The sequence below is a fragment of the Dorea phocaeensis genome (genome assembly GCF_900240315.1).
In the GTDB taxonomy this organism is placed as follows: domain Bacteria; phylum Bacillota; class Clostridia; order Lachnospirales; family Lachnospiraceae; genus Dorea_B; species Dorea_B phocaeensis.
On record NZ_OEPZ01000002.1, the window covers coordinates 44,331 to 63,249 of the forward strand.

Here is an 18,919-nt window from a genome sequence, read left to right on the forward strand (position 1 = left end):
CCTTGCTTCCTGTTCCGAGATATAATAGTTTGGTAACCAAAAATTCTTACACTTTCATATATAAGAACACAGGAGTTATTATGGAACAGAAAAATGTACTTATTACCGGTGCTTCCCGCGGAATTGGGAAAAGTGCCGCTCTTTTATTCGCTTCTCGTGGATACCATGTATTCTTAAACTGCAGAACCTCTGTCGACGAACTACAGAAACTAAAATACACGATCGAAACCTTATATGGCAGTACCTGCGATATTCTACCGGCTGATATCAGCCATTCAGATGAGGTCGATGCAATGTTTCAAAAAATTTACCATTCCTGGGATGCTTTGGATGTACTGATCAACAATGCTGGAATCTCTCACATCGGCCTGCTAAGTGACATGAGTAACGAAGAATGGGATCACGTCCTAAGGACCAACCTTTCTTCCGTCTTCTACTGCTGCCGAGCCGCTATTCCTGCAATGGTTGCCAGACAATCCGGACGAATCATCAACGTCTCTTCCATGTGGGGGACTTCCGGCGCTTCCTGCGAAGCTGCTTACTCCGCTTCCAAGGCCGGAGTCAACGGACTTACCCGCGCCCTTGCCAAAGAACTTGCCCCCAGCAATATTCAGGTCAATGCTGCCGCATTCGGCGTCATTGATACCGATATGAACAGCCAGCTGACCGAGGAAGAGCGGTCCGCTCTTTCCGAAGAGATTCCAATTGGGCGGTTTGCCACTCCGGACGAAGCTGCTTTAATGCTGTGGAATATTGCCACCGCCCCGGAATATATGACCGGACAAATCATCGGCATGGATGGCGGATTTCTCTAAATCCTATGATGATTTCTCTTGATTTTTCGGTTGAATTTTCAATAAGGATCCCTGCCTTTTTAGGGATCCTTATTTGTTATTCTCTCCTATATCAATCTTACTTCATTTCCAACACGACCGGACAATGATCTGATCCCATCACGTCCGTCATAATCTTCGCATCCTTAAGCCGCTCTTCCAGGCACTTAGATACACAGAAGTAATCAATTCTCCACCCTGCGTTCTTCGCTCTTGCGCTAAAGCGATAAGACCACCAAGAGTAGATCCCCTCCTGATCTGGATAAAAGTATCGGAAGGTATCTATAAAACCTGCTTCCAAAAGCTCTGTAAACTTTCCTCTTTCCTCGTCCGTAAATCCGGCATTTTTGCGATTCGTTTTTGGATTCTTTAAATCAATTTCCTTGTGGGCAACATTTAAATCTCCACAGAAAATCACCGGCTTCTTTTCTTCTAACTTCTTCAGATATGCAAGGAAATCCGTCTCCCATTGCATCCGATACGGAAGTCTTGCCAATTCATTCTGGGAATTCGGCGTATATACTGTAATAAAATAATAATCATCAAATTCCAGCGTAATGACACGTCCCTCTTGGTCATGCTCTTCTATTCCCAGCCCATAAGCCACTGATAATGGCTCTTTCTTTGTGAAAATTGCAGTACCGGAATACCCCTTCTTTTTTGCATAATTCCAATACTGGTAATATCCCGGGGTATCAAGATCAAGCTGTCCTTCCTGCATCTTTGATTCCTGTATGCAGAAAATATCTGCATCTACTTCCTGAAAAAAATCCAAAAATCCTTTCTGCACACAGGCACGGATTCCATTTACATTCCATGAAACAAATTTCATCTGTTCTCCTCCATCTCGTCGTCTCTAATCTGTCGTTGTTCCAATCCATAATTGCTTCTTCTAATAATATACCTTTCTAAGGAACAATCCTCTTGCAGGTGCAAGAAATCCCGCAAGGCTCCTGTCTTCTGCTGCAATTACGACCGGCAGCATGGATGCGTCCCGCTTCCCGGTTCCAATCTCTAGAAGCGTCCCGGTCAGAATACGAACCATATGGTAGAGAAATCCTGTTCCATAATAGGTAATTCTCACCTTATCGCCCGTGCTTACAATCTTGATATTCGTAATCCTGCGTACCGGATCCTTACACTCTTTATCATCGGTAAAGCTGGTAAAATTCTTCGGACCAATCAAATACTTCACTGCATCACGCATCGCCTCAATGTCCAGTTTCTCCGGATAATGATAGCAATATCTTCTGGAAAAGACATCCGGCTTTTCCCGGCAGTCGATATAATACTCGTACTTTTTGCCCTTTGCACTTTTTCGTGCATGGAATCCATTTTTCACAAGCTCTACTTTTACAATCCGGATATCTTCCGGAAGATAACGATTTAAAGACTCCTTAAACTCCTTCGTATCATAAAGCTTGGACAATTTCACACTTGCCACCTGTCCTCTTGCATGGACTCCGGCATCTGTCCGCCCGGATCCGTCTACCTGCACCCGGTATCCGACCAATTTGCCAATGCTGTATTCCAGTACAAACTGGATCGTATTATCAGTGGTCGCCTGACGCTGCCACCCCTGGTATCTGCTCCCATCATAGGATATTGTCAACTTGTATGTTCTCATCTCTGTCACCCAATCTTACGAATCTGATCTATGTTATCTACTTCCTTATCTACTTTATTATCTGCTTTCCATCGTTGTTATAGAAAAAGGAAGAAGCAAACCCATCTTCTTTGCTTCTTCCTCTATTCTATCACTGAACACCACTCTTCGTAAACAACTTCTTACTGGAAACTTCCCGGAAATCTGCCAAAATCCAACTATCCCAAAATCTTTTTCAATTCATCCATAAAGGTATTAACATCCTTGAACTCCCGGTAAACGGATGCGAATCTGACATAGGCAACTTCATCAAGATCTTTCAATTCTTCCATCACCAATTCACCCACCGTACTGCTTGGGATCTCCTTCTCCTCCAAATTAAAAATCTTCGTCTCGATCCGGTCGATCGCTTGCTGAATCTCCTCAGCAGAAACGGGTCTCTTATAACATGCCTGCAGAACCCCGTTCTCGATCTTACGACGGTTATACTGTTCCCGATTGTTATCTTTTTTAATAATAATAAGCGGAATTGTCTCCACCTTCTCATATGTGGTAAACCGTTTCCCACACACATCACAAGAACGGCGTCTACGAATCGAGCTTCCATCCTCTGCCGGTCTGGAATCGATCACTCTGGTATCCGGATGATTACAATATGGACACTTCATCTTGGTATCGTCCTTTCTCAATATAATACATATAGTATATCTGCTGCCCTAGAAGAAGTCAAACAACTTTTTTCTTTTCCTCATGCATTTCAACCAAAATAATATCCGGTCCAATCTTTTTAATGCAGCAAAAAGGAACGATATACTCCGATCCATCACAGAAGAAACCGCATACTTTTCCTCCCTTTGGAATAATCAAAGCTTCCACGCATCCACTGCACTCATTCAGAATCAGATCCGCAATATAACCTAGTTTTTTACAGTCACAGACATTGATTACTTCTTTATTCTCCAGCTCACACAGACGCATTCCCATTGCACTCACCAGTTTCTTATTTCTTCTTATATATAATATATGCAGCAAAGGCTTACCTGCCCCGCTGCATATATCTACTGCCCTTTAAGCAGACATTACTTTCTCGCTGTCAAAAGCTTTGACAATCACTCCCATCAGCACTGCTCCAATCGCCAGCGTCTCAATAAGCGTTACGCCAAACTGCATCATTGTAACTTCCTGACCCAAAATTCCCTGAAGCACAAGCGCCGTGTTGTAAATTGGAATGAAGAACATTTTCTGACTAGTCTCTCCAGACGTGAACATTGTCAAAAGTCCGGTTACCAATACCAGCATGTAAGCTGGCATCACATATGTATTCGCCTCCTTCACTGACCGCGCAAACACAGAAATCAGTGCAATCATCGTTGAATACAGGAATGCAATCGCTACCAAAAGTGTCCCCAGCATCAAAATCTGCTGCACACTCAACTGAATATCAAGATCGCCAAGTCCGCCCATCTTACTCATCATCAGCGGCGCACCGATTACCATAGCCGCCACATAAATCAGCGAAGACACTCCGGAAATCAACATCAATGCCAGCACCTTTCCAAGTGCAATATCTTTTCTCTTAATCGGTGATACCAAGAGGCTTGCCATCGTACCTCTTTCTTTTTCTCCTGCCACCATATCCGTTCCAATTCCCATCGCACCTGCAAAGAGCAGAATGGTAATAAAGTATGGAAGCATTGTTCCGATTGCTTTTCCTCCGGCTTTCCTCTCATCCTGAATATACATCTCATCATTGTCGCTGTTCACCTGAAAAATCGTAAGAGAACTCATATCTTCTACCCGCTGAGACAACAGCATCTGCCGGTATGTCTCCAAAGCCGCAGTCATGTTCCTTGATGCCTGCTGGGAATATTCCTCCGAAGGATTCTCATAGGTCTTAACCTGCGGCACAGGATCCCCCTCCTGGTATTTTGCGATATCCTCCTCAAAACCTTCCGGGAACTCCACAATCAGATCCGCTTCTCCTTCCAGAATCTCCTTTTTCGCCCCCTTCATCTCTTTTTCTGATGCCACCGTCTTTAACTGACATTTCATTTTGCTTACTTCCAGGACATCTCTAAATGAAGCCGGCTCATTCATCACATAAATCTCTGACTTATGACTTTCAATATCTTTTTCCATATTAGATGCCAAACCGTTGATAATAGAAAGAAGGACAACCATCATTAATACCGGAAGAAAGAATACAGAAAAGACCATTTTCTTATCTTTAAAAATTCTGTCCATCTCTTTTTTGAATATCTGTCTCATTCCACTCATGCTTTATTCTCCCTTCCGCGCGCTGTAAAATTCAAAAAAGGCATCCTCCAGATCGGAAGTATTGGTCTGTTCCAACAATTCCCGCAGGGTTCCTTCCGCCACCTTCTGTCCATCAATAATAATCCCAATCCTGTCGCAAAGCTTTTCTGCCTCCGACATAATGTGCGTAGATACAATCACAAGCTTCCCGTCATCTCGAAGTTTTCTCAAATAATCCGTCACACTTCTTGCTGTAATGATATCCAGTCCGTTGGTCGGCTCATCAAAAATCACAATATCCGGATCATGCACCAGACTTACCGCAATGGCCGCCTTCTGTTTCATACCAGTTGACAATTCTTTGATCTTCTTATGCGCAAACTCTTTGATTCCAAAATATGTAAACAACTCTTCTTTGCGTTTTTTCAACCGTTCTCCGGAAATGTTGTGAAGTTTTCCAAAAAAATCAAACATATAATCCACATCAAACTGTTCATCCAGCTTAATCTCACTGGTTAGAAATCCAATGGATTCCCGCACCTTCTCCGGCTCCTTTTGCACCTCATGCTGATCAACAAAGACCTCGCCTTTTGTCGGTTTGATCAATGTTGCAATACAGCGAAGTGTCGTCGTCTTCCCCGCGCCGTTCGGTCCTAAAAGTCCGTAGATTTCTCCTTTTTTTGCTGTCAGGCACAGATCGTCCACAGCCGTCTTATAAGGATTCTTCGTTTTGGATTCAGCCATCTGCTTTTTATTGAGTTTATAAATTTTAGTTAAATGCTTAATCTCAATCATCTTTTGCTCTCCTTATCCCTTATTGTATTAGTGTGTTGATACAATACTATTCTTTTTCTTTCTATTTGTCAATAGAAAACATTCAAGAATTATCCAGCCCTTTAGAAAACAATAAAAAACGTCAATACAGTTCTAATTTTTAGATTCTGTATCAACGTTTCTTTGTTTTCCCCTTATTCTCCCAGGTCTATCACAGATACCGGACAGCTGTCTCTGGCTTCCTCTGCCGCGCTTTCATATTCTGGCTCTATAGCCTCATATGCCTCCGCCAATCCATCGTCATTAAACCGGAACACCTCCGGACACACCGCTACGCAGGTTCCACAGGAAATGCATCCCTCTTCCACTCTTGCTTTCATGAATCTTTCCTCCTTGTGCTTTTTCACATGTCTCCAGTATCTCCACAAAAGCAGGAATTATACATTCATTAGCAAATAGTTCCTTGTTTTTCCTCATCTCCAACGATTTTCACTGCCGTTCCATAAGCAAGTACCTCTGCGGCTCCCTGCATCACAGAACTAGAGGTATAATGGATATCAATCACTGCGTCCGCCCCCATCGCTTCCGCATCCTCCGCCATTCTGCGCGTTGCGATCGCTCTGGCTTCATTCATCATCTCTGTGTAAGAAGTTAATTCTCCTCCCACCAAAGTCCGAAAACTATTCACAATATCTTTTCCTACGTGCACAGACTGAATCATCGTTCCGCGAACCATACCAATCATCTCCAGCTTCTTTCCGGTAATATACTGTGTTGTCACTAAAATCATTTCATTCTTCTCCTCATCTTGCTTGTATTTTCTTCTATTCTAAATGCAGTACATCCTGAATGGTATAAAATCCCGGCTCCTGATCTGCCAGGTACACCGCGCAGTCGCAGGCTCCTCTTGCAAAGCATTCCCAATTATAGGAGTGGTGAGTAATCTCCAAACGTTCTCCCATTCCGCCAAAGAATACCGTATGGCTGCTTGGAATATTTCCCGCTCTAAGAGAATGGTATCCAATCGTTCCCGGCTCTCTTGGGGAAACTCCTTCCCGTCCATAGACGGCCACTTCACTTAATTCTTTTCCCATTGCATGTGCCATAATCTCTCCCATTTCTTTGGAAGTTCCACTTGGCGCATCTTTTTTCCACTGATCATGCATTTCCAGAATCTCAATATCAATCTCATCTTTCAAAGTGGAAGCAACCATTTCCAACAGGCGATTCATCACATTCACAAGCTTCGACGTATTTGCCGCATAAAGCATCGGAATCTTCTGCGCCGCATCCTTAAATCGCTGCATCTCTTCTGCTGAAAAACCTGTAGTTCCGCACACCAGCGCTTTCTCATGCGCAACAGCAAGTTCCAATACCTTCATTCCCATTTCCTTTGTAGAGAAGTCAATGATCACATCGCAATCATCAATTACGCTTTCCAGATCATCTACAACCGAAACTCCCAGCATCCTTCCCACCATTGCAGCCTGTCCCAAGTCCTGACCAATATAATCTCTGCCCGCCGGAGCAACGCCTGCAACCAGTTCCATATCATCTCGTTCAGACGCAATCTGCGTAATCAATTTCCCCATCTTACCTCTTGGACCTACTACAATTACTTTCATATTCCAAACTCCTTCCTCATAGAATATACCATCTCCCGAGCTACAATATATGCAATAATTATATCATACCTTCACCAAAACTTTAACAATTAATACTTGCAATCTTCCATACAATTCGCTAGAATAGTCCTATCGGGGTATGGCTCAGTTTGGTTAGAGCGCACGGCTGGGGGCCGTGAGGTCGCAGGTTCGAATCCTGTTACCCCGATTTATTTTTTAATCTTTTATCCGGTTAATGTCCTTTTCATCTATCCGCATCTGTTCCAGACGCTTAATCCGCTCATCCAAATCATGCTCTGTAATATAACGATAGACACTTTTCGGAACCATCTTCGCCCATTCCTGATCGGTAGCAATAGCGCTTCGCACCAGGGACGCGGTAATTCCTTTCTCCTCCGGGGTCTTTCTAAAGAGTATTTCCACCGTAAGCCCCAGCCCTTTTAAAATCCGGTATTTCTCTTCATCCCATTCATCGCACATCCCCATATAATAGACGGCATCCTTTGGAACATACTGAAGGAGATAATCTGGACAATTAATCGGAAATGGAAGAATATCATATTCTTCTTCCGGCACACGAAATTCCTTCATCGCTCCCCGAATCAATTCATACCGCTCAAAATAAGTCAATGGATTCGCCGATTTCGCAGAACGATTGATATCGCCAACAGAGTCCTTGGTATGCATCGAATCCGGATTGGTAATCCCAATATATAATTTCTTGCAGCGCATCTTTGCCGCAAGAATGTATTCCATATGCTTCAAATGCAAAATCTGAAATCTTCCGTGTATTACCCCTGTCTCTGTCATAAGTATCCTCCCATTTTATTTCTGGTTTGCCGGTTCTACTGCTACAGCCTTCCCCTTTATCTTAACATGATTCATGGCATTTAGCACCTCTTTTGCGTATTCTCTTGGAACTTCTACAAATGTATACTTGTCATACATATCAATCGTTCCAACCACCTTGCCAGGTACTCCGCTTTCTCCGGTCAGCGCCCCCAGGATATCCCCTGGTTTTGCCCGGTGTTTCTTTCCGATATTAATAAACAAACGAACCATTCCCGGTTCCTCTGCACCGGTATCTTCAAAAAGATCTTCTTCCTTTTCTTCTCTTGCACCTGCACACATTTTCAACAGAGCAGCTGCAATATCCATACTCGTGTAATCAGAGTCATTAACCTCTGACTGCACCAGCTCTAGATAGGTCGTCAGATCCTCTTCTTCAATCATTCTTGCCACGCTGTCCATCAGAACTTCCATCTTCGTATTGGCGACGTCATTTAAGGAAGGAACCTTCTGCGCATAGATCTTGGTCTTACAATAACGCTGAATCTCTCTTAATTTGTAAACTTCCTTCCCTGACACAAAGGAAAAGGAACGCCCCACTCTTCCAGCACGGCCCGTTCTTCCAATCCGGTGTACATAATACTCGTCATCTTGCGGAAGATCATAGTTGAACACCGCTTCTACTTCATCCACATCGATTCCTCTGGCTGCCACATCGGTTGCCACCAGAATCTCTGTTTTCCCTTTCCGGAACCCTTCCATTACCCGGTCCCTCTGCGCCTGCTTCATGTCTCCGTGAAGTCCGGCTGCAAAATATCCACGTCCCAAAAGACCATTGACCAGCAGATCTACCTGCTTCTTTGTATTACAAAATACAACGGAAAGCTTCGGATTATAAATATCCAGAAGCCTCGACAACACTTCTTCTTTATTCTTCGGCTTCACTTCGTAATAGAACTGCTCAATATTCGGTACTGTCAGTTCCTTCTTCGTCACTTTAATCAGTTCTGCATCCTGCTGGAATCTTCTGGTGATATCTAGAATCGGCTTTGGCATGGTGGCAGAAAACAGCACGGTCTGACGCTCTTTTGGAACACCTTCCAAAATCGTCTCTATATCCTCTCTAAATCCCATATTCAGCATCTCGTCTGCTTCATCCAGCACTACGGTATGCACCTGTTCCATTCTCAGTGTTTTCCTTCTCATATGATCCATCACACGCCCCGGCGTTCCAATCACCAGCTGTACCCCGCCTTTTAATGAACGAATCTGCTTGACAATCTCCTGACCTCCATAAACCGGAAGCACTTTAATACCGTGCAGATATCTTGCCAGATTGCGGATTTCATCCGCCACCTGAATTGCAAGTTCTCTGGTCGGACAAAGTACAATCGCCTGTAATTTCTTCTTTTTCGGATCTATTTTTTCCAGCAGCGGAATTCCAAATGCCGCTGTTTTTCCGGTTCCTGTCTGCGCTTGTCCTATCACATCACGCCCGGTCATCATTGCCGGAATCGCCTTCGCCTGGATCGGTGACGCCTCTTCAAATCCCATGTATTTTACCGCTTTTAATATTTCCGGGCATAGTCCCAGATCTTCAAATTTCATCTCTTCCATTAATTTTCCTATTCCTTTCAAGTCTAAGGTTTTATGATAGCATACGCGCTTTTAGAATGTCCACTTCTTTTTAAAACTCACTGTCCCCACCCGTTATTTTTATTTCAGAAAATACATTGAAATGCACTTCCCATCTGCGTTATACTGATTTCACACGAATCTACAATGATACAAGGAGGCTATTATGCTATCATCTAAGAATTTATCCATCCTTCAAAACATGCTGCCATTTTGGGACGATCTTACTCCAAACCAGAAAGAAATTCTAACTGCCGGTTCCTCAGAGCTTCATTATGATAAGGATACCAATGTCCACAGCGCAGAATCCGAATGCATCGGGATGCTTCTGGTAACCTCCGGATCTCTCCGGGTATACATGCTTTCCGAAGAAGGTCGGGAAATCACATTGTACCGGATTCATGCCGGAGATTCCTGTGTGCTGTCTGCCGCCTGCGTTCTCAAATCCATTACTTTCGATGTTTTCATCGACACCGTAGAAGCTTCCGATGTAATTCAGATCAGTTCTGCTTCTATCGCCACTGTAATGAAACAGAACGTCCATGCCGAATGTCACGCTTATAAAATGGCAACCGAACGCTTCTCCGATGTCATGTGGGCGATGCAGCAGATTCTCTTTATGAGCTTCGACAAACGCCTTGCCATCTTCCTTTTGGATGAGGCTGCTTCCTCAGGTTCCACGGAAATCCGTATGACGCATGAACAGATCGCCAGACTGATGGGAAGCGCACGAGAAGTTGTAACTCGAATGCTCAAATATTTTTCCAGCGAAGGATATGTGGAATTATCCCGCGGAATTGTGCGAATTAAAGATAAAGACAGCCTGAAGAAATTAATTTAATTTCTTCAGGCTGTCTGCCTTTTCCATCCTTATTTCAGCATCTCTAAGATTTCTGCCTTTGACTTTGCTCCTACGTCTCTCTTCACATTCTTTCCTTCTTTGAATACCATCAAAGTCGGAATGGACATTACACGGAACTCTCTTGCAAGCTCTGGATTGGCATCCACATCTACCTTACAGATCTTAGCATCCGTCACCTCTTCGGCCACCTCTTCCAAGATCGGTCCAACCATCTGGCATGGTCCGCACCAGGTTGCCCAAAAGTCTACCAATACCGGTACCTCTGAATGCATGACTTCCTGTTCAAAATTTTCCTTGGTTAAATGAATTACTGACATATCTATCTTCCTCTCTTTCTCTGTTTTCATAGGTCCGGAACACTTCTCCGGTTTCCTGTTTCTTGTTCTTAGCTTATATACACAGTATAACCTTTTTTTACAAAAATTCCGTGATCCGGTCACACTTTTTTCTCTCTTCTTCCCGTTTTGCAACTTCTTTCTTCTTATGTTAAGATAAATATTACCAACCTAATTCTTAGATTTCATTTGTGAGGTAAGAAAAATATGCATACATTAAAAAAATTTATTCCCTATTATCGCCCCTATAAAATGGTTTTCTTTTTAGATCTGATCTGCGCTGCGCTCATCAGTGTCATTGATCTGATCTATCCACAAATCTTAAGAACTTTAACCAACACACTGTTCACCAAAGATGCATCTTCGATTCTGGCGGCACTATTTCCCATCGGTATCGGTCTTTTTCTGATGTATCTCATTCAAAGCCTATGCAAATATTACGTCAGCTATCAGGGACATATGATGGGGGCTAATATGGAACGGGACATGCGTCAGCAGTTATTCCATCACTACGAACAGCTTTCTTTTTCCTACTACGACCAAAATAATTCCGGTCAGATGATGAGCAAACTGGTATCTGACCTCTTTGATATTGCAGAATTTGCACACCACGGTCCGGAAAATCTTTTCATTTCTGTCATAAAGATTATCGGCTCCTTTCTCTTCCTGTTCTTGATCAACTGGAGACTTGCAATTCCGCTTGCCCTTCTTGTGGTATGTATGTTTCTGTTCTCCATGCACCAGAATCGGCGTATGCAGGAAACCTTTATGGAGAACCGACGAAAAATCGGAGACGTTAACGCAAGTCTTCAAGATACTCTAGCAGGGATCCGTGTCGTTCAGTCTTTTGCAAACGAAGAGATTGAAGAAGAAAAATTTCACAAGAGCAATCACGCTTTCCTGTTGTCCAAAAGAGACAATTATAAATGCATGGGAAGTTTTATGGCGTGGAATCTGTTCTTCCAGGGCATGATGTATCTAACCACGTTAGTCTTCGGTGGCTACCTCATTGCCAAAGGACAGATGCAGGTTGGCGATCTTGCCATGTATGCCCTCTATATCGGCATTTTTGTCAGCCCTATCCAAATTCTGATAGAACTGGTAGAAATGATACAAAAAGGACTCTCCGGCTTCCGCCGTTTTCTGGATGTAATGGAAACTGAACCGGAAATCCTGGATTCCCCGGATGCCACCGCTTTATCCTCTGTTCAAGGCTCCGTGTCTTACGAAGACGTATCCTTCCATTACAGCGATGACAACACCCCCGTCCTTTCCCATGTCTCTTTCCAGATTCCTGCCGGAAAATCAATTGCATTAGTTGGACCGTCCGGCAGCGGCAAGACAACCATCTGCTCCTTGCTTCCGCGCTTCTATGATGTGACAGGCGGGCGCATTACTATCGACGGAAAAGATGTCCGCACCCTGACACTTCAAAGCCTGCGAAGTCAGATCGGCCTGGTACAGCAGGATGTCTATCTGTTCTGTGGAACCATCCGGGAAAACATTGCCTACGGAAAACCGGACGCTTCTATGGAAGAAATTATAGATGCCGCCAAAAAGGCGAACATCCACACATTTATCAGTGAACTTCCTGATGGCTATGACACGTTTGTCGGCGAGCGCGGTACCCGACTGTCCGGAGGACAGAAACAACGGATTTCCATTGCCAGGGTATTTTTAAAGAATCCTCCGATCCTGATTCTTGATGAGGCCACCAGCGCCCTCGACAACGAAAGCGAACGCTGGATTCAGCAGAGCCTGGAGGAACTCTCCAAAAACCGTACTACGATTACAATTGCACACCGACTGTCTACCATCCGAAACGCTGATGAAATCCTTGTAGTATCCGACAACCAGATTTCTGAACGCGGTACACACAAAGATCTTCTGAACCTCGGCGGAATCTATGCCCATTATTATGAAATGCAGTTTACAGACTGACACAGCAGACGATTCCTTGAAAGTATAAATAGCATTAAGAGAATTTTAATATCTCTTAAGTTGTCCCTTTTTCCTGATTGTTGTATAATATTTCTCAGTACAACCCTCTTCTTCGGCTGTACTTGATTTGAATATGAAAGGATTTTATATAGATGAAACAGAAGAAAAAAGTGCGGCATTCCAACCGGCGACGCCAACAGGTTCGCCGTCAGCTTTTGCTGATCGGATGTGTGATCTTTATTGCCATCTGTGCAATTGGAAGCTATCAGGTACATAAAAAACATTCTGAAGCAAAAGAAGCGGCAAAAATCGAACAACAAAAGAAGGAAGAAAAAAAGAAAAAAAAGAAGACCGAAAAGAAAGAGACTCCCGAAGAGCACTTGGAGCGAGTAAGGGCAAAAGCCATCAGCGCAGGGTATCCGGATGGCGTCATTGAACTTCTCGATAAAAACCCCGAAACTGTTGACTTCGTAGAAAATTATCCAAAGAAAAAAGATTCCAAACCTGCTGAAACTATCGGTGACTCCTTGCAGCCAGGCTCCATCCCCCTTCTGCTACAATGGGATGAACGCTGGGGATATTCCACCTATGGTACCAGCATTATCGCCATCAGCGGCTGCGGACCTACCTGCATGGCAATGGTTGCATCCGGTCTTAATCAGGATCCTTCCATCACCCCTGCAAAGGTTGCATCCTTTGGGACTCAGCACAGCTACGTCGATGAAGAGAACAATACCTACTGGTCCTTTATGCGTGAAGCCGGAGCTTCCTGGAACCTTTCCTGCTATGAAGGTCTCCTCAACGAAATGCAGGTCAGTGCGGAATTATCTGCCGGACACCCGATTATCTGCAGCGTCGGTCCCGGCAACTTTACACAGATTGGCCACTTTATTGTACTAACCGGATACGAAAATGGAAATGTCACTGTGAATGATCCATTCAGCAAAGCAAACAGTGAAACGCTTTGGAACTTTTCGCAGATCAAAGATCAGATTCGGGCAATGTGGGTCTACTCTTTGAAGTAACTCCAAAAAAGAATTTCAAAAAAAATTAATTTTTTTCAAAAAAGGTATTGCTTTTTTTCTTATATGGTGATATTATATAACTCGTTCGTGAGACGAACACTTAACAAAATATCACCTCGGGGTGTGGCTCAGCTTGGCTAGAGCGCCTGGTTTGGGACCAGGAGGTCGCAGGTTCGAATCCTGTCACCCCGATACTCATGCGGGTGTAGTTCAATGGTAGAACACCAGCCTTCCAAGCTGGATACGTGGGTTCGATTCCCATCACCCGCTTTTTTTGTATCTAAAAATAAGTTTGAGGTATTCTTATGAAAATTGTTTTTTTAGATGCCGCTACTCTCGGCAAAGACTTGGATCTGACTATGTTTGACCAGATTGGCACCGTCACTCGGCACGACTTCTCTTCTCTGGAAGAAGTGCCGTCAAGAGCATTCGATGCAGATGTCATTCTCACCAACAAGATTCCCATTAATGCTTCCACAATCGGCAAAGCCTCTCATCTGAAGCTAGTCTGCACCACCGGAACCGGAACAAACCACTTGGATAAATCTTATCTTGAAGAGCATAACATTGCCTGGCGCAACGTCAGCGGCTACTCTACCGACTCCGTTGCCCAGCATACTTTCGCTATGCTTTTTTACCTATTGGAAAAATTGAGATTCTATGATGATTATGTGAAAGAAGAGCATTATATCAACGATACTGGCTTCTCACATTTTACAGAACAATTTCACGAAATAAATGGAAAGACCTGGGGAATTATCGGTCTTGGAAATATTGGACGCAAGGTGGCAGAAATCGCCAAAGCATTCGGCGCAAATGTCATCTACTATTCTCCTTCCGGAAGCCCCCAGCAGCCAGGCTATCGGCAGGTAGATTTTCAGGCGCTGCTTTCCGAATCTGACATCCTGTCCGTTCATGCGCCGCTCACTCCCTCTACCCGCCATCTGATTACCAAGTCTGCGTTTGACCAGATGAAAAACTCCTGCATCTTCTTAAACCTCGGCCGCGGCGCCATCGTGTCAGAACAGGATCTGGCAGATGCACTTATCGAACACAAAATCGCTGCTGCCGGGCTTGATGTACTCTGTGAGGAACCCATGCAGGAAGACTCGCCGCTCCTGTCCATCAAAGACAGCAGGCGCCTTTTCATCACTCCCCACATTGCCTGGGCAAGCATAGAATCCAGAACCCGCCTTATGACGACGATCTGCGAACAGATCCGCGCTTTCTTTTCTGAGACACCATGACTATAACCGCTCCGATAAAAAGATAAAGATCCCCTAAATTCGCTGTCAGGCGTGACAAAAAGGACGAACGGCTTTTCACTCCAATATAGTCCACCACTCGTCCTCGAAACAGCCGGTCTGCAAGGTTACTGGCTCCCCCTGCGCCTGCCAGAATCAACCCCAGCTTCTCCAGTCGATTTCCTTTCCGGGTAAAAAGATATCCGTCATATAGAAGGAACCCCGCTCCCGCCGCAAGGGAAACTGCCTTCACGATGTCCGGATGCTCTTCCAGGGTATTCAAAAGAAATCCCCGATTATATACTTTCCGAAGGATTAGTTTCTTTCCCGGTATCTCTCGTTCCTCTCCCTCCAGCATCGTTTCTTCCACATACTGCTTTGCCAGAAGATCTATCCCCAAAAGAACGAGAAACCACTCCCCCGCACTCCAAAACTCTCTTTTCTTTTTCCTACTCTTTCCGATGACCTTCTTCTCTTTTCTTACCGTTCCTCTCATAACGCTCCACGCTGCCTCTCTTCACATAAAACCACTGATTCCTAGCGCATCTCCTGGATCTTCGCGATCTCTTCCTCCAAGCGTTCCATCTCCTGCTCCCTCTTTTCCGTCTCTTCACATAAGGAAATGTAATCCGTATCGTCAACTTCTCCTTTTTGGAATTTATCGTAAACCATCCTTCCAAGATGCAGCATATCCCGGTCGTTGGCTCGCTTCATAGAACGAATATCACTCTTTAATTTCTGGATTTCCAGCGCATCCTCTGCCGTTTTTCCAATCTCGCTCGCCGCATCTGAAATCTTCTTTCCGAGTTCTTCAAAAAAATCTGCCATTTTCCTTCTCCTTTCATAGCCCACGCAGGATATCTAACGACTGATACAGATTCAGAGTTCCATATCCCCATTCTCGGTTCGGATATTCCATTCCCTCCCGCTGATTCGCTCCCAGGACAATCATATTCCGAATTTCGATGGAATTCATCCCGTGTATACCGGGCTGCCTTGCAACCCACTCCATTAACAGCGCCGATGCTCCTGCCGCAATCCCCGTAGCCACACTGGAACCACTTCGTGTCACGAACCTTCCATCTAAGCCCGCTCCCAGCACCTGTACCCCCGGAGCCGCGTAATCCGGCTTGGTTCTTCCATTCCTAGTATATCCCCTTCCCGAATGAATATCAACTCCATTGTCCGTCCCATTGTAATAAGCCGCCGTCATGGCAAGCTGACCTGTTCCCGGTTCCGTCAGCGTCACATTAGGATCTGCTTCCAGAAAATAGACTTCACCAGACAAAAACTCCTGAATCGGAAGCCAGATATGAATCTCACCATCCGACAACTGGATGGGCTCCACGTCAATCCTCCAAATTCCTGCCGCCGGTTCATGGAAACGAAGAAAAATCAACTGGGAATCATTATTTTCCAACAGCAGACGATACTCCAGCGTCACCTCCGTACGGTCAAAAGAAAACATCAGATGATAGCGATCCCCCTGGCGCAGAGAAATCTTTCTGCTTTGTTCTCCGGATGGTGACGTAATAGAAACAGTAACCACATTAGGAATCCCCGTCCAAACCTCCGCTGCGAATCCTCCGACTCCTTCTCCCACTCGAATTTCAGCCCGCGCCACATCCGATTTATCCGTCAGCACATATCGATAATGATGGCGTTCTGCCGCCTCATTCCCCGTCCCCATCACCACCGTACGATTCGGCATTGCCGCATAACGATCCAACATAATCGACAAAAGTGTCGTCCCATTATGCCCACCAAAATTTGTCCCCAGCGCCAAACAGATCACCAGCGGCATCCTCTTATCCTTCGCCACTTGATTTAGATAACGAAGCCCCAGCATAATATCATTTTCCTGATAACAGACAGCGTCTTCCCGAATCCCATAAAACTGCTTCAGATAACGCTTTGCAGGTTTTAACTTTACCACTGCCAAAGACGCCTCCGGCGCAGCTCCTGAAAATCCATTTTCTACATCCGCACCTCCCGCTGCCACACTGGCAAGATAGGTTCCATGACCATTCTCATCCCTCTGCGGCACAACTGTAAATGGATCTGATTCCCGAAGCGCTTCATCAATCTGTTCCTTTGTATAACTGCTCCCATAATCAAGCCCCTCCGGTGGATTGCCCGTCTGATCTGTCTGATCCCAAATTCCAACAATTCTGGTAGAGCCATCGATATTTCTAAAAACCGGATGTCGATAATCAATTCCGGTATCCAAAAATCCAATCATAATATTTTCTCCTGAAAGCTGCAGAGACGGATAAGTCTGCACCGTGCGGATTCCTGCTGCATTTAACGCCTCCATATCAAGAAGTGCATAACAGTTAGGAATGGAATTATACCAATATTCTCCCATAGAAAGCTCTCCTAGCGGCTTACTGTCCACATAAAGCGTTCGATATCCAAAATCCATCCCCTGAAAACATCCCCGTTCCCCCGGAAGCAGGATCTCTTCTTCCGATCGGTATCCGGGAATCAAGAAATCCCAATAGTCCTCCGACAAAATCTTTTCTCTGCACATTTCACCATTCATAATAAAAAAACACCTCATATACTTCTTTGATTAAGTATATGAGGTATCTTCCTTCCTATGTATCAGACCAAATCTGATCTTACAGATTCTTCCCGTAACGGATTACTCTCCACGCACAGCCGCTGCTTCCTCGTAGAAGCTTGAAACTTCTTCTTCCTTCGGAACCGGCGGTTCTGGTCCCTGCTTGAATACAATCTTCAAAAGAATCGGCGTAATAATCGTCGTTACCACAACCATGATGATCACTGGCGCTAAAAATGACGTTCCCAAAAGGCCAATACTTTCACCTTTGCTCGCTACAATCAACGCAACTTCGCCTCGAGAAATCATTCCCACACCAATTCGCTTACACTGGTACGGCTTGTATTTACAAATTTTTGCACCAAGCCCGCATCCGACAATCTTCGTCAGCACTGCCACAACAATCAGCAGTACGGAAAACAATACAATCGTACCGGACATTTTCGGCAGTTCTACTTTCAGTCCAATACTTGCAAAGAATACCGGAGAAAGCAGAAGATACGACAGTGTATCGAATTTGGTCTCCACGAACATGGAACGCTGTGTATTGGAGATAATGAGTCCGGCAATGAATGCTCCCGTAATATCAGCCACTCCAAACACTTCTTCTGCAATGTATGCCATCAGAAGACAGAATACAAACGCAATAATCACGTGGCGATGCAGATTTTTCGGCGCTGCTTCCGTCCACTTCTTATATGCCATATAGAACAGGAATCCAACCACTCCGGCAAATACGAAGAATCCCACAATCTTCAAAAGAACAGCCACAATACTTACCGAAGAATCCGCAAGGCTTGTCACGATCGTCAGTGCGATAATACCAAGAATATCATCGATGATCGCCGCACCCAAAATCGCATTTCCGGATCGCGTCTTTAACTTTCCAAGTTCCTTCAATGTCTCAACGGTAATACTTACAGACGTCGCAGTCAGCACAATTCCGATAAAAATATTCTGTAAGAATATCGTCCCATTTGCATCTGATGCAATCATACCCGGCTTATTAAAGAAATGAGCCAGCGCAAATCCTCCCGCTAATGGAACCAGCACACCGCACAGCGCAATCACAAAAGATGCTTTCCCGCTTGCTTTCAGTTCCTTAATGTCCGTCTCCAGTCCGGCACAGAACATCAAGACAATGACGCCAAGTTCTGCCACTGCCGTAATAAACGGAGTTTCTGTCAGAACACCTCCTACAGCAGGTCCTAATAAGAGTCCCGCCAGAAGCGCTCCAACTACCTGCGGCATCTGTACTTTTCTAGTCGCCAGGCCAAGCACCTTGGTACACAGCAGAATAATTGCCAAGTCCAGTAAATATTTGTAGTCCATCTCTTATTCCTTCTTCCTTTTTTGAATTCTAAAAAAACCTTTACTAGAATACATCAATTATCTGCTTTTTTCAATATAACTTTTAACATTTATCGT

21 protein-coding genes and 3 tRNA genes are annotated in these 18,919 nt (G+C 44.6%); 8 read left to right on the forward strand and 16 right to left on the reverse strand.

Annotated elements, in window-relative coordinates:
- The first annotated feature begins 80 nt into the window (after positions 1-80).
- Positions 81-815, forward strand: coding sequence for a 3-oxoacyl-ACP reductase FabG (gene fabG, locus C0979_RS04095; protein ID WP_101694822.1), 735 nt, complete (start codon positions 81-83; stop codon positions 813-815).
- A gap of 97 nt (positions 816-912) precedes the next feature.
- On the opposite strand, the gene xth is transcribed toward fabG, so the two are convergent.
- From xth to dapB, 9 genes are all read right to left on the reverse strand, one after another.
- A complete protein-coding gene (gene xth / locus C0979_RS04100) occupies positions 913-1,665 on the reverse strand; it encodes an exodeoxyribonuclease III (RefSeq protein WP_101694823.1) in 753 nt (250 codons plus the stop codon).
- 60 nt (positions 1,666-1,725) lie between these two features.
- The gene (gene truA / locus C0979_RS04105; RefSeq protein ID WP_101695307.1) at positions 1,726-2,460 is read right to left on the reverse strand and encodes a tRNA pseudouridine(38-40) synthase TruA; all 735 of its coding nucleotides are present in this window, start codon (positions 2,458-2,460) and stop codon (positions 1,726-1,728) included.
- A 197-nt stretch (positions 2,461-2,657) separates the two neighbouring features.
- On the reverse strand, positions 2,658-3,107 hold the full coding sequence (gene nrdR / locus C0979_RS04110) for a transcriptional regulator NrdR (protein ID WP_101694824.1): 450 nt from the start codon (positions 3,105-3,107) through the stop codon (positions 2,658-2,660).
- A gap of 58 nt (positions 3,108-3,165) precedes the next feature.
- Complete coding sequence (locus C0979_RS04115) at positions 3,166-3,417, reverse strand: YlmC/YmxH family sporulation protein (protein WP_101695308.1); 252 nt, start codon at positions 3,415-3,417, stop codon at positions 3,166-3,168.
- Between the two features lie 90 nt (positions 3,418-3,507).
- Complete coding sequence (locus C0979_RS04120; RefSeq protein WP_101694825.1) at positions 3,508-4,716, reverse strand: ABC transporter permease; 1,209 nt, start codon at positions 4,714-4,716, stop codon at positions 3,508-3,510.
- Between the two features lie 3 nt (positions 4,717-4,719).
- A complete protein-coding gene (locus C0979_RS04125) occupies positions 4,720-5,490 on the reverse strand; it encodes an ABC transporter ATP-binding protein (RefSeq protein ID WP_101694826.1) in 771 nt (256 codons plus the stop codon).
- Positions 5,491-5,663: 173 nt separating this feature from the next.
- Entirely contained in the window at positions 5,664-5,849 is a 186-nt protein-coding gene (locus C0979_RS04130) for a ferredoxin (protein ID WP_101694827.1), read from the reverse strand.
- A 68-nt stretch (positions 5,850-5,917) separates the two neighbouring features.
- Positions 5,918-6,259 (reverse strand): YbjQ family protein, encoded by a 342-nt coding sequence (locus C0979_RS04135; protein ID WP_101694828.1) that lies wholly within the window; start codon positions 6,257-6,259, stop codon positions 5,918-5,920.
- A gap of 34 nt (positions 6,260-6,293) precedes the next feature.
- Complete coding sequence (gene dapB / locus C0979_RS04140) at positions 6,294-7,094, reverse strand: 4-hydroxy-tetrahydrodipicolinate reductase (protein ID WP_101694829.1); 801 nt, start codon at positions 7,092-7,094, stop codon at positions 6,294-6,296.
- 133 nt (positions 7,095-7,227) lie between these two features.
- On the opposite strand from dapB, the gene C0979_RS04145 reads away from it, so the two are divergent.
- Positions 7,228-7,302, forward strand: a tRNA-Pro gene (locus C0979_RS04145).
- An 8-nt stretch (positions 7,303-7,310) separates the two neighbouring features.
- On the opposite strand, the gene C0979_RS04150 is transcribed toward C0979_RS04145, so the two are convergent.
- Both C0979_RS04150 and C0979_RS04155 read right to left on the reverse strand, forming a co-directional pair.
- Entirely contained in the window at positions 7,311-7,904 is a 594-nt protein-coding gene (locus tag C0979_RS04150; protein WP_101694830.1) for a nucleotidyl transferase family protein, read from the reverse strand.
- 15 nt (positions 7,905-7,919) lie between these two features.
- Positions 7,920-9,500, reverse strand: a complete 1,581-nt coding sequence (locus tag C0979_RS04155; protein WP_101694831.1) for a DEAD/DEAH box helicase — start codon at positions 9,498-9,500, stop codon at positions 7,920-7,922.
- A 184-nt stretch (positions 9,501-9,684) separates the two neighbouring features.
- Here C0979_RS04155 and C0979_RS04160 point away from each other — a divergent pair, with 184 nt between their 5' ends.
- The gene (locus tag C0979_RS04160; protein WP_101694832.1) at positions 9,685-10,359 is read left to right on the forward strand and encodes a Crp/Fnr family transcriptional regulator; all 675 of its coding nucleotides are present in this window, start codon (positions 9,685-9,687) and stop codon (positions 10,357-10,359) included.
- A 29-nt stretch (positions 10,360-10,388) separates the two neighbouring features.
- Here C0979_RS04160 and trxA read toward each other — a convergent pair whose 3' ends face one another.
- Positions 10,389-10,697, reverse strand: a complete 309-nt coding sequence (gene trxA, locus C0979_RS04165; RefSeq protein ID WP_101695309.1) for a thioredoxin — start codon at positions 10,695-10,697, stop codon at positions 10,389-10,391.
- A 225-nt stretch (positions 10,698-10,922) separates the two neighbouring features.
- Between trxA and C0979_RS04170 the strand changes: the two genes are divergently transcribed.
- The 5 genes from C0979_RS04170 (at position 10,923) to C0979_RS04190 (ending at position 14,928) form a co-directional block, all read left to right on the forward strand.
- On the forward strand, positions 10,923-12,656 hold the full coding sequence (locus C0979_RS04170; protein ID WP_101694833.1) for an ABC transporter ATP-binding protein: 1,734 nt from the start codon (positions 10,923-10,925) through the stop codon (positions 12,654-12,656).
- Between the two features lie 152 nt (positions 12,657-12,808).
- The gene (locus C0979_RS04175) at positions 12,809-13,681 is read left to right on the forward strand and encodes a C39 family peptidase (RefSeq protein WP_101694834.1); all 873 of its coding nucleotides are present in this window, start codon (positions 12,809-12,811) and stop codon (positions 13,679-13,681) included.
- A gap of 117 nt (positions 13,682-13,798) precedes the next feature.
- Positions 13,799-13,873 (forward strand) — tRNA-Pro (locus tag C0979_RS04180).
- A gap of 7 nt (positions 13,874-13,880) precedes the next feature.
- Positions 13,881-13,951, forward strand: a tRNA-Gly gene (locus C0979_RS04185).
- A gap of 35 nt (positions 13,952-13,986) precedes the next feature.
- Positions 13,987-14,928, forward strand: coding sequence for a D-2-hydroxyacid dehydrogenase (locus tag C0979_RS04190; protein ID WP_101694835.1), 942 nt, complete (start codon positions 13,987-13,989; stop codon positions 14,926-14,928).
- On the opposite strand, the gene C0979_RS04195 is transcribed toward C0979_RS04190, so the two are convergent.
- The 4 genes from C0979_RS04195 to C0979_RS04210 all read right to left on the reverse strand — a co-directional run bounded on the left by C0979_RS04195 (position 14,876) and on the right by C0979_RS04210 (position 18,823).
- Complete coding sequence (locus tag C0979_RS04195; protein ID WP_101694836.1) at positions 14,876-15,421, reverse strand: signal peptidase II; 546 nt, start codon at positions 15,419-15,421, stop codon at positions 14,876-14,878. The two genes, C0979_RS04190 and C0979_RS04195, sit on opposite strands and share 53 nt — an antisense overlap.
- Before the next feature lie 41 nt (positions 15,422-15,462).
- Positions 15,463-15,753 carry a hypothetical protein gene (locus C0979_RS04200; protein ID WP_101694837.1) on the reverse strand — a complete coding sequence of 97 codons (291 nt, stop codon included), beginning with the start codon at positions 15,751-15,753 and terminating at the stop codon, positions 15,463-15,465.
- A 13-nt stretch (positions 15,754-15,766) separates the two neighbouring features.
- Entirely contained in the window at positions 15,767-17,470 is a 1,704-nt protein-coding gene (locus C0979_RS04205; RefSeq protein WP_101695310.1) for a S8 family peptidase, read from the reverse strand.
- 102 nt (positions 17,471-17,572) lie between these two features.
- Positions 17,573-18,823, reverse strand: coding sequence for a cation:proton antiporter (locus C0979_RS04210; RefSeq protein ID WP_101694838.1), 1,251 nt, complete (start codon positions 18,821-18,823; stop codon positions 17,573-17,575).
- Between the last annotated feature and the right edge of the window lie 96 nt (positions 18,824-18,919).